We start from the raw sequence: 12,186 nt of genomic DNA, 5'->3' as shown, positions 1-12,186 counted from the left end.
CCGTAGGCCGGGTCAGGCGAAGCCGACACCCGGCAATAAAACCCCAATTACGTGAACTAACTTCCATTGCTTTGGGCTTATGCCCCAAACAACTTCTCACTGCCTCCCTAATGTTGTGTTCATGCACGGTGAGGGGAAGTGGCACTCCTTCATATACTTTTCCCGTCAGTTCCCGGAATGGCAGCGAGTCAGAATAAAACGGCCCTGAGCTGTACCAAAACTGCCACACACTAACCTCTCATTCTGATCACCCTACAGGTGCTGTACAGAATGAACTGGCGCAAGCCAGGATTCAGGAGTGCAACAATGAGTTCATTAAGTCAGGCGGCGAGCAGCGCGGAAAAACGCACTAACGCTCGCTACTGGATAGTGGTGATGCTGTTTATCGTCACATCCTTCAACTACGGCGATCGCGCCACCTTATCCATTGCCGGTTCGGAGATGGCCAAAGACATTGGCCTGGATGCGGTAGGCATGGGGTATGTATTCTCCGCTTTCTCATGGGCGTATGTCATCGGCCAGATCCCCGGCGGCTGGCTGCTCGATCGCTTCGGCTCCAAACGTGTTTATTTCTGGTCCATTTTTATCTGGTCCATGTTTACCCTGCTGCAGGGCTTCGTCGATATCTTTAGCGGCTTCGGTATTATCGTCGCGCTGTTTACCCTGCGCTTCCTCGTAGGGTTAGCCGAAGCCCCCTCTTTCCCCGGCAACAGTCGTATTGTGGCGGCGTGGTTCCCGGCGCAGGAAAGGGGCACGGCGGTCGCTATCTTTAACTCGGCGCAATACTTTGCCACCGTTATCTTCGCGCCAATCATGGGTTGGCTGACTCATGAAGTGGGTTGGTCACACGTGTTCTTCTTTATGGGCGGTCTCGGAATTGTTATCAGCTTTATCTGGTTGAAGGTGATTCATGAACCGAACCAGCATCCGGGCGTAAACCAAAAAGAGCTGGAGTACATTGCCGAAGGCGGGGCGCTGATCAATATGGATCAGGCGGCAGCCAAAGCTAAAGTACCGTTCAGCGTGAAGTGGGGGCAGATCAAACAACTGCTGGGTTCGCGAATGATGATCGGTATTTATATTGGCCAATACTGCATTAATGCGCTGACCTACTTCTTTATCACCTGGTTCCCGGTTTATCTGGTGCAGGCGCGCGGTATGTCCATTCTGAAAGCCGGCTTTGTTGCCTCGGTCCCGGCCATTTGCGGATTTGCGGGCGGCGTGCTCGGCGGCATTATTTCCGACTGGCTGATGCGCCGTACCGGTTCGCTGAATATCGCGCGTAAAACGCCAATCGTCATGGGGATGCTGTTATCGATGGTGATGGTGTTCTGTAACTACGTCAACGTCGAGTGGATGATCATCGGCTTTATGGCGCTGGCCTTCTTCGGCAAAGGCATCGGCGCGTTGGGATGGGCGGTGATGGCCGATACCGCGCCAAAAGAGATCAGCGGTCTGAGCGGCGGCCTGTTCAATATGTTTGGCAACATTTCCGGCATCGTCACGCCAATTGCCATTGGCTACATTGTGGGCACTACCGGCTCGTTTAACGGCGCGTTGATTTACGTAGGGGTACATGCGCTGATTGCTGTCGTCAGTTATCTGGTGCTGGTGGGGGATATTAAACGTATTGAATTGAAACCTGTCGCAGGACAATGACGATGACAACACAATCGAGTCCCGTTATTACCGATATGAAGGTCATCCCGGTGGCCGGGCATGACAGCATGCTGCTCAATATTGGCGGTGCGCATAACGCATATTTTACCCGCAATATCGTGGTGCTCACCGATAACGCCGGCAATACCGGGGTTGGTGAAGCGCCGGGCGGTGAAGTGATTTATCAGACGCTGGTGGATGCAATCCCACAGGTGTTGGGACAGGAAGTCGCGCGTCTGAATAAAGTGGTTCAGCAGGTGCATAAAGGCAACCAGGCCGCTGACTTTGACACTTTCGGCAAAGGCGCCTGGACCTTTGAACTGCGGGTTAATGCGGTGGCCGCGCTTGAAGCCGCATTGCTCGATCTGCTGGGCAAGGCGCTGAACGTTCCGGTTTGTGAACTGTTAGGGCCAGGCAAGCAGCGCGATGCGGTCACTGTGCTCGGCTATCTGTTCTATGTCGGCGATCGCAGCAAAACCGATCTGCCGTATCTGGAGAGCACGCCGGGCCACCATGAGTGGTATCACCTGCGTCACCAGCAAGCGATGAACAGTGAAGCGGTGGTGCGCCTGGCAGAGGCTTCGCAAGATCGCTACGGCTTTAAAGATTTCAAACTCAAGGGGGGCGTACTGCCCGGCGAGCAAGAAATCGACACCGCTCGTGCGCTGAAAAAACGCTTCCCGGAGGCGCGTATTACGGTTGATCCCAACGGGGCCTGGCTGCTGGATGAAGCCATTTCCCTGTGTAAAGGGCTGAACGATGTTCTGACTTATGCTGAAGATCCGTGCGGTGCCGAACAGGGTTTTTCAGGCCGCGAAGTGATGGCCGAGTTCCGCCGTGCGACCGGTCTGCCGGTGGCGACCAATATGATCGCCACCAACTGGCGTGAAATGGGGCATGCGGTGATGCTGAATTCAGTAGATATTCCGCTGGCCGATCCGCACTTCTGGACCCTTTCCGGCGCGGTGCGCGTGGCACAGTTATGCGATGACTGGGGCCTGACCTGGGGCTGCCATTCCAACAACCATTTTGATATTTCGTTGGCGATGTTTACCCACGTTGGCGCCGCGGCACCGGGCAACCCGACGGCTATCGACACCCACTGGATCTGGCAGGAGGGCGATTGCCGTCTGACCAAAAATCCGCTGGAGATTAAAAACGGAAAAATTGCGGTACCCGATGCGCCCGGTCTGGGCGTGGAGCTGGACTGGGAGCAGATACAGAAAGCCCATGAGGCCTATAAGGCGCTGCCCGGCGGCGCGCGTAATGACGCAGGCCCGATGCAGTACCTGATTCCCGGATGGACTTTTGACCGTAAACGTCCCGTTTTCGGCCGCCACTAATTTTGAATAAGGATTTAAATATGAGCGCACAATTTACTACCCCCGTCGTGACCTCTATGCAGGTGATCCCGGTTGCGGGCCATGACAGCATGCTGATGAACCTGAGCGGTGCCCATGCCCCGTTCTTTACACGTAATATTGTGATTATTAAAGATAACTCTGGTCATACCGGGGTAGGGGAAATTCCTGGCGGCGAAAAAATTCGTCAGACCCTGGAAGATGCCATTCCGCTGGTGGTGGGTAAAACGCTGGGTGAGTATAAAAACGTACTGAACGCGGTACGTAATACGTTTGCCGATCGTGATGCCGGTGGCCGTGGTTTGCAGACTTTCGATTTACGTACCACTATTCATGTGGTTACCGGGATCGAAGCGGCGATGTTGGATCTGTTAGGTCAGCATCTGGGCGTCAACGTCGCATCTCTGCTGGGCGATGGTCAGCAGCGTAGCGAAGTCGAAATGCTTGGCTATCTGTTCTTCGTTGGTAACCGTAAAGCGACGCCGCTGCCGTATCAAAGCCAACCGGATGAAAAATGCGACTGGTATCGCCTGCGTCATGAAGAGGCGATGACCCCGGATGCGGTAGTGCGTCTGGCGGAAGCAGCGTATGAGAAATATGGTTTCAACGACTTCAAACTGAAAGGCGGCGTACTGGCCGGGGAAGAAGAAGCGGAATCTATTGTGGCGCTGGCGAAACGCTTTCCACAGGCGCGCGTCACGCTCGATCCCAACGGCGCATGGTCGCTGAATGAAGCGATTAAAATTGGTAAGTACCTGAAAGGATCGCTGGCTTATGCGGAAGATCCGTGCGGCGCAGAGCAGGGCTTCTCCGGTCGTGAAGTGATGGCGGAATTCCGTCGAGCTACCGGGCTGCCGACGGCGACCAATATGATCGCTACCGACTGGCGTCAGATGGGGCATACCCTGTCGTTGCAGTCCGTGGATATCCCGCTGGCGGATCCGCACTTCTGGACGATGCAGGGTTCTGTTCGCGTGGCGCAGATGTGCCATGAGTTCGGGCTGACCTGGGGCTCGCACTCTAACAACCACTTTGATATTTCGCTGGCGATGTTTACTCATGTCGCGGCGGCGGCGCCTGGGAAAATTACCGCTATCGATACCCATTGGATCTGGCAGGAAGGTAACCAGCGACTGACCAAAGAACCTTTTGCAATCAAGGGCGGTATGGTGCAGGTTCCGGCGAAACCGGGCCTGGGCGTGGAGCTGGATATGGATCAGGTGATGAAAGCGCATGAGCTGTATCAGCAACATGGACTGGGTGCACGTGATGATGCGATGGGAATGCAGTATCTGATCCCCAACTGGACATTTGATAATAAGCGCCCGTGCATGGTACGCTAAGCGAACTGGGACCGCTCCCATGAATGGAGCGGTTTTCCTCCTGGTGTATGCTTAACACAGTCAACATGCGTAAGGATGCTTTATGAAAATAGTGATCGCACCGGATTCCTATAAGGAAAGTTTGAGTGCGCTTGAAGTCGCAACGGCGATTGAACTGGGATTCCGTGAGATCTGGCCTGAGGCGGATTACGTGAAGATCCCGGTCGCAGATGGCGGTGAGGGAACGGTCGAAGCGATGGTTGCCGCTACGCAAGGCCACCTTGTGCATGTTGATGTTACCGGCCCTTTGGGCAATACAATTCAGGCTTTTTATGGTTTATCCGGCGATGAGCGCACGGCGTTTATTGAAATGGCAGCCGCCAGCGGGCTGGAGCAGGTTCCTGCTAATTTACGCGATCCGCTGAAAACCACCTCCTGGGGAACTGGGGAGCTAATTCGGCATGCGCTGGATGCGGGCGTGGAGCATATCATCATCGGGATTGGCGGTAGCGCCACCAATGATGGCGGTGCTGGTATGGTGCAGGCGCTGGGCGCAAGGTTGCTGGATGCGCAAGATGAAGATATTGCTCATGGCGCGATGGGCCTGGAATCGCTCACCCGGATTGATATCTCGCAGTTAGACCCGCGTCTTGCCGGATGTCGTATCGAAGTGGCCTGCGACGTCACTAACCCGTTGACCGGTAAAGAAGGAGCCTCAGTGGTCTTTGGCCCACAAAAGGGGGCGACGGCGGAGATGATTCCGCGTCTTGATCGGGCGCTTACGCACTATGCGCAACTGATCGCGCGCGATCTGGACGTCAATGTGCTGGAGCTGGCCGGCGGTGGCGCTGCTGGCGGTATGGGGGCGGCGCTGTATGCGTTTTGCGGCGCACAGCTACGCCGCGGTATTGAGATCGTGACGGATGCGTTACGCCTGGATGCCTGCGTTGCGGATGCAGACTTAGTGGTGACAGGTGAAGGGCGTATCGACAGCCAGACTATTCACGGTAAGGTTCCGGTTGGCGTGGCGAAGATCGCAAAGCGTTACAACAAACCGGTGATCGGCATTGCCGGTAGCCTGACGGCGGATGTCGGTGTTGTGCACCAGCATGGGCTGGATGCGGTTTTCAGCGTCATCTATACCATTTGTTCGCTGGATGAGGCGCTGAAGAATGCGAATGAGAACGTACGCATGACCGCGCGCAACGTGGCTGCGACGCTGAAAGCGGGGCAACAGTTACGCTGAGTTACAGGCCGGATAAGGCGGTCGCGCCGCCATCCGGCGAATATCAGCCCAACAACTTCTTCGCTTCGCGGGCAACGTTGTCCATTTCATCCAGCAGCTCTAAAAACTCAGGCTCCAGCTCTTCTTCTTTGGTCCCGCTACGTAATTGTTGCTCAATGAGCTGGCACAGGTTTTTCATGCGCGGGACGCCGCTATAGCCGCAACTACCGTGCAGCTTATGAATCATATCCACCAGCCCTTCAGGGTTTTCGCCTACCAGTTGTTCTTCAATTTTGTTGCGCACCTCGGGTAGAAAATCGAGCAGCATTTGCAGCATATCCCGCGCCAGATCGTTTTTCCCTGCGGCTTGTCTTAATGCCAGTTGCCAGTCGAGCGTGGTATTCGGATTGACGACCGGCTCCGGAGGTTCAACCGCGAGCGCCCTAAGCGATGTGGCCGCGCCGGGTTTGTAGCGTAACAGGAGATTGTGCAGCTTATCTTCTTCGATAGGCTTCGCCAGGTAATCATTCATCCCGGCGCTGAGCAGCTTCTCTTTTTGCCCGGCCATCGCATGCGCGGTGACCGCTATAACTGGCGTCTGTTGTTGATGAGGCAACTGGTGGATCAGTTCGCAGGCGCGAATACCGTCCATGTCGGGCATCTGAATATCCATCAGGATCAGATCAAACGGCATCTGTTTGGCGCGATCCACCGCCTGGTGCCCGCTGTCGCAGAGTACGACGTGCTGTACCTTATCTTCCAGCAGTGCGCCAATCAGCTTGAGGTTCGCCGGGTTGTCGTCCACCGCCATAACGGTCATGGCGATTTTGCTTTCATCTGGCAATGGCTGATCCGCGCTGTAGTTCAACTGGCAATACTCTGTCAGCGCAGGCAGCAGTCGGGTTGAGGTGAGAGGCTTCAGCAGACACGCCGCCGCGCCGCCTTGTTTCAATTTCTCGGCGTTAATCTGTGCGTGACAGGGCAGGGCTAATAACAGGAAATCGGTCATCGCCGCTGCGCTTGCCAGCCGCTCATGTTGCATGGTGAGCGGTTCGCGCAAAGTGACCGGAATGCCAATCAGCAGAATATCGTAGTGATCCTTCGGCAGCCCGGAGAATGAAGGGCTGTAAATCACCTCCAGCGGCGTTTCACTTAATATATCTAACGTGCATTGCGCGGCAGTGGCGTTAGGTTCGACATAAGCCAGTCGTTTACCAGCAAGGCACCGGGTTGTCGAGCGATCGATGAGAACGTTAGGGTTGAGATCGAGACTAATATGAAACCAGAAGGTGGATCCGCGGTTCGGCTGGCTATGGAAGGAGATATCCCCGCCCATTTCGTTGACCAGTTTTTGCGTAATGACCAGACCCAGTCCGGTACCGCCGTGGCGGCGGGAAATACTAGCGTCCGCCTGACGGAAGGCCTGGAACAGGCGTGACTGATCGCGCTCAGGGATTCCGATGCCGGTATCACGGATTTGCACTTCAATTTGCACTTTCGTGTTACTGAGGGCGCGTTTCTCGACCAGAATGTCGATATTACCGCCTTCGGTAAATTTGATGGCATTGCCGACCAGATTGGTAATGACCTGCTGTAAGCGCAGCGGGTCGCCGATGACGTTGTCCGGCACATCATTCTTAATATTCAGCGTCAGCTCAAGCCCTTTATCATGGGACGAGTGCGCTAACAGCGTGACGACGTCATCCAGCGTGCTGCGTAGCGGGAACGGAATGCTTTCCAGAATGAGCTTGCCCGCTTCCAGTTTGGAGAAATCGAGCACATCATTGATGATGGCCAGCAGATTGTTGGCCGATCGCTCAATCGTATTCAGGTGATCGCGTTGCGTGGTGTTAAGCTCGGTTTTCAGCGTCAGGCGCGTAAAGCCAATCACGCCATTCAGCGGGGTGCGTAGCTCGTGCGACATGTTAGCCAGAAACTCAGACTTAATTCGGGCCGCCTCCTGTGCGCGTTTTTTCGCCAGATCCAGTTCGACGTTCTGAATTTCCATCTGCTCCAGGGTTTCACGCAGGTCGGAAGTCGCCTGATCGATATTGTGCTGCATCTCTTCATGGTAGGCTGCAAGAGACATCGCCATCGAGTTGATACCGTTTTTGAGCATATCCAGCTCGCCCAGCATGAAACCTTCCACGCGGCTGTCGAGCTGCCCTCTACGTATACGGTCAACGGTATTCACCATGTTGCGAATCGGGCCGGTTACGTCGCGCATCAGACGCCAGCCGAAAATTAACGCAATACCAATACAAAACAGCATCATTACGCTGGAGATAAAGATCTCTTTATATTGCTGCAGTCGAACCGACTTGAGGTCCAGTTCAAGCGCTACATACCCCAGCATATTTTGCGTATTTTTGGCGTCGCTTATGGCAGATTCATCCGGCGAATAGCTTTCCGATATAATTGGCGTTCGCAGGATCATGATATCCCCGAGCCGGGTGACGCTCAGCTTACGGGGAAACGGTGAACCGGTCGCCAGCTGCATTTCAGACGGATCGAGATGAAAATTGGAGGTGACAAACAGCCGGTTATTCTCGTCATAGACAGAAATTGCCCGCACGATATCGGAATGGCGGCGATGCAGCACGCTGATGAGCTGGCCGATGGATTCCCTGTTTTGCAGGTTCATGCCATATTCGCTGGAGACCGCCAGTGGCTCTATGATACTGGCGCCGGCATCTTCCAGTTGACGCTGCAAGTCGTTATAGCGATGCACAACAAAAAAGATACTGAGCAGCAAACCAATCAGGACGGTCGGGGCCAGGATCAGAATCATCATGCGTGCGCGCAGGCTGTAGTTGGTCATGGAGTTCCGTTATGGGACAATTAGGGTCACACTGTTAAATAGAGAAATATCTCGTCGATGGCGCAATTCTACTCTGCAAAACGACGCGTGACGACGCGTCAGATCATAACCGTTACCGTCAATGACCTCGATCCTTTTGGTCAGGGTGTCGCTCGCCATAACGGAAAGGCGTTGTTTATACCGGAATTGCTACCCCAGGAAAGCGCAGAGGTGGTGATTACCGAAGATAAAAAACAGTTCGCCCGCGCGCAAGTAAAACGACGTTTAAATGACAGTCCACAACGTGAAGTGCCACGTTGCCCGCATTTTGGCGTCTGTGGCGGTTGCCAGCAGCAGCACGCCAGCATCCCGTTGCAGCAGCGTAGCAAAAGCGCGGCGTTAGCGCGTTTAATGAAATGTGAAGTGTCGGATGTTATCGCTGATACCCCGTGGGGCTATCGTCGTCGCGCACGTTTGAGCCTGAACTATCGGTCAAAAGAACAAAAATTGCAGATGGGTTTTCGCAAATCCGGTTCCAGCGACATTATTGATGTCAAACAATGCCCTATTCTGGTGCCCCAACTTGAAGTGCTGTTGCCCCACATCAGGGCGTGTCTGGAGAGTTTGCAAGGGTTACGTCATCTCGGTCATGTTGAGCTGGTGCAGGCAGGGAGCGGCGCGTTGATGATTTTGCGCCACACGGCGCCATTAAGTGCTGCGGATAAAGAAAAACTGGAATGCTTTTCGCATTCTCAGGGGCTGTCTTTGTTTCTGGCCCCGCAAAGCGAGATACTGGAATCAGTATCAGAAGAATCGCCCTGGTATGACTCAAATGGACTACGGTTAAGCTTCAGCCCGCGTGATTTTATTCAGGTCAATGCAGGGGTAAACCAAAAAATGGTCGCCTGTGCGCTGGAATGGCTGGATGTGCGACCTGAAGATCGCGTGCTCGATCTGTTCTGCGGTATGGGGAATTTTACTCTGCCGCTGGCTGTGCGGGCAGCAAGCGTGGTGGGGGTTGAAGGAGTACCGGCGCTGGTCGAAAAAGCCCGGGAAAACGCGCTGAATAACGGATTACACAACGTGACATTCTTTCATGAAAACCTTGAGGAGGATGTTACCCAGCAGCCGTGGGCGAAAAACGGATTCGACAAAGTATTGCTCGATCCTGCGCGTGCGGGGGCTGCCGGTGTGATGCAACATATTATAAAATTAAGCCCTGGTCGCGTTGTTTATGTATCCTGTAACCCAGCAACGCTGGCTCGTGACAGCGACGCTTTGCTCAACGCGGGATATGCCATACGGCGACTGGCAATGCTCGATATGTTCCCGCACACTGGACACCTGGAATCGATGGTCCTGTTTGAGCGTTTGTAATGAAATTTGTACCCATTGGATTTCGGGTTGTAATGCAGCATGAAAGACAATGGGTATGGCTTGTCGACTTCGACAGGCCTGGCCCCTAAAGGAGAGGACAATGGTTGCGGTAAGAAGTGCACATATAAATAAAGCTGGTGAGTTTGATCCCAAGAAATGGATCGCGAGTCTGGGAATCTCCAGCCAGCAGTCGTGTGAACGCTTAGCCGAAACCTGGGCGTACTGCCAGCAGCAAACACAGGGACATCCTGATGCGGATTTGCTGCTATGGCGTGGCGTGGAGATGGTAGAAATACTCTCTATGTTGAGCATGGATATCGACACGCTGCGTGCGGCAATGCTATTTCCTCTGGCGGATGCCAACGTGGTCAGTGAGGACATCCTGCGCGAAAGCGTGGGTAAATCCATTGTGCATCTTATCCATGGCGTGCGCGATATGGCGGCGATACGCCAGCTGAAAGCCACGCATACCGATTCAGTCTCTTCCGAGCAGGTCGATAACGTCCGCCGTATGCTGCTGGCAATGGTGGATGATTTCCGCTGCGTGGTCATCAAGCTGGCGGAGAGGATCGCGCATCTGCGTGAAGTGAAAGACGCACCGGAAGATGAACGCGTTCTGGCGGCAAAAGAGTGCACCAATATCTATGCGCCGCTGGCCAACCGTTTGGGCATCGGACAATTAAAATGGGAGCTGGAAGATTACTGCTTCCGCTACCTGCACCCGGCCGAATACAAACGCATTGCTAAGCTGCTGCACGAGCGTCGCATCGATCGCGAACACTATATTGAAGAGTTCGTTGGTCATCTGCGCTCAGAAATGAAAACGGAAGGCGTCAAAGCCGAAGTGTACGGGCGTCCGAAGCATATCTACAGCATCTGGCGTAAAATGCAGAAAAAGCAGTTAGCCTTCGATGAACTGTTCGATGTGCGCGCGGTGCGCATCGTGGCGGAGCGTCTACAGGACTGCTATGCCGCGCTCGGGATAGTACATACTCACTATCGCCATCTGCCGGATGAGTTCGATGATTACGTCGCTAATCCGAAACCCAACGGCTACCAGTCGATCCATACGGTTGTGTTGGGGCCGGGTGGAAAAACCATTGAAATCCAGATCCGCACTAAACAGATGCATGAAGATGCCGAACTGGGCGTGGCGGCGCACTGGAAGTACAAAGAAGGGACTGCGTCAGGCGCGGCGCGTTCTGGGCATGAAGACCGCATTGCGTGGCTGCGTAAGCTGATCGCCTGGCAGGAAGAGATGGCGGATTCCGGCGAAATGCTGGATGAAGTGCGCAGCCAGGTCTTCGATGACCGGGTTTACGTCTTTACGCCAAAAGGTGACGTTGTTGACTTACCTGCAGGCTCCACGCCGCTGGACTTTGCTTATCACATTCACAGTGATGTAGGGCATCGTTGTATTGGCGCGAAAATTGGTGGGCGCATCGTACCGTTTACCTACCAGTTACAGATGGGCGATCAAATTGAAATTATCACCCAGAAACAGCCAAACCCAAGCCGTGACTGGTTGAACCCTAACCTTGGCTATGTGACCACCAGCCGTGGTCGCTCGAAGATCCACGCCTGGTTCCGTAAACAGGATCGTGACAAAAACATCCTTGCGGGCCGCCAGATCCTCGACGATGAGCTTGCGCACCTGGGCATTAGCCTGAAAGAGGCGGAAAAACATCTGCTGCCGCGCTACAGCTTCAATGAACTGGATGAACTGCTGGCGGCGATTGGCGGAGGAGACATCCGTCTCAACCAGATGGTGAACTTCCTGCAGGCGCAGTTTAATAAGCCCAGCGCTGCCGAGCAGGATGCAGCCGCGCTGAAACAGCTTCAGCAGAAAACCCAGGCGCCGCAGAGTCGCCGTAAAGACGATGGTCGCGTCGTGGTGGAAGGGGTCGGTAACCTGATGCACCACATCGCGCGCTGCTGCCAGCCGATTCCTGGCGATGAAATCGTTGGGTTTATCACCCAGGGGCGCGGTATTTCCGTGCACCGGGCCGATTGCGAACAGTTGGCAGAGCTGCGTTCGCATGCGCCGGAGCGGATTGTTGATGCGGTTTGGGGCGAAAGCTACTCGGCGGGATATTCGCTGGTGGTTCGCGTACAGGCCAACGATCGCAGCGGTTTATTGCGTGATATCACCACCATTCTTGCCAACGAGAAAGTGAACGTGCTGGGGGTTGCCAGCCGGAGCGATACCAAACAACAGTTGGCCACCATCGATATGACCATCGAAATCTATAACCTGCAGGTGCTCGGACGCGTGCTTGGCAAGCTGAACCAGGTGCCGGATGTGATCGACGCGCGGCGGTTGCACGGTAATTAATTATTTTGTAGGCCGGATAAAACGCGTTAGCGTTGCCATCAGGCATTGCCATGTTGCCGGATGTCGGCTATCGCCTTATCCGGCCTACCATATTGAAATTTCAGGAT

At 54.5% G+C, this 12,186-nt stretch carries 7 protein-coding genes; 6 read left to right on the top strand and 1 reads right to left on the bottom strand.

What is annotated here, in order from left to right:
* Window positions 1-306 precede the first annotated feature (306 nt).
* The 4 genes from gudP to FOB24_RS20300 all read left to right on the top strand — a co-directional run bounded on the left by gudP (window position 307) and on the right by FOB24_RS20300 (window position 5,588).
* On the top strand, window positions 307-1,659 hold the full coding sequence (gudP, locus tag FOB24_RS20315) for a galactarate/glucarate/glycerate transporter GudP (RefSeq protein WP_061382367.1): 1,353 nt from the start codon (window positions 307-309) through the stop codon (window positions 1,657-1,659).
* Between the two features lie 2 nt (window positions 1,660-1,661).
* Complete coding sequence (locus FOB24_RS20310) at window positions 1,662-3,002, top strand: enolase C-terminal domain-like protein (protein WP_038633213.1); 1,341 nt, start codon at window positions 1,662-1,664, stop codon at window positions 3,000-3,002.
* A 20-nt stretch (window positions 3,003-3,022) separates the two neighbouring features.
* A complete protein-coding gene (gudD, locus tag FOB24_RS20305; RefSeq protein WP_042310713.1) occupies window positions 3,023-4,363 on the top strand; it encodes a glucarate dehydratase in 1,341 nt (446 codons plus the stop codon).
* Between the two features lie 82 nt (window positions 4,364-4,445).
* Window positions 4,446-5,588: a glycerate kinase gene (locus FOB24_RS20300; RefSeq protein WP_085048816.1), complete on the top strand. Its 1,143-nt coding sequence runs from the start codon at window positions 4,446-4,448 to the stop codon at window positions 5,586-5,588.
* A 43-nt stretch (window positions 5,589-5,631) separates the two neighbouring features.
* Here FOB24_RS20300 and barA read toward each other — a convergent pair whose 3' ends face one another.
* Window positions 5,632-8,388, bottom strand: a complete 2,757-nt coding sequence (barA, locus tag FOB24_RS20295; RefSeq protein ID WP_038633206.1) for a two-component sensor histidine kinase BarA — start codon at window positions 8,386-8,388, stop codon at window positions 5,632-5,634.
* A 57-nt stretch (window positions 8,389-8,445) separates the two neighbouring features.
* On the opposite strand from barA, the gene rlmD reads away from it, so the two are divergent.
* Complete coding sequence (rlmD, locus tag FOB24_RS20290) at window positions 8,446-9,744, top strand: 23S rRNA (uracil(1939)-C(5))-methyltransferase RlmD (protein ID WP_150345387.1); 1,299 nt, start codon at window positions 8,446-8,448, stop codon at window positions 9,742-9,744.
* A 100-nt stretch (window positions 9,745-9,844) separates the two neighbouring features.
* Window positions 9,845-12,079, top strand: a complete 2,235-nt coding sequence (gene relA / locus FOB24_RS20285) for a GTP diphosphokinase (protein WP_042310708.1) — start codon at window positions 9,845-9,847, stop codon at window positions 12,077-12,079.
* The last annotated feature ends 107 nt before the right edge of the window (window positions 12,080-12,186 follow it).

The organism is Citrobacter werkmanii (assembly GCF_008693645.1).
In the GTDB taxonomy this organism is placed as follows: Bacteria; Pseudomonadota; Gammaproteobacteria; order Enterobacterales; family Enterobacteriaceae; genus Citrobacter; species Citrobacter werkmanii.
This window is presented reverse-complemented; position numbering and strand designations above follow the sequence as displayed.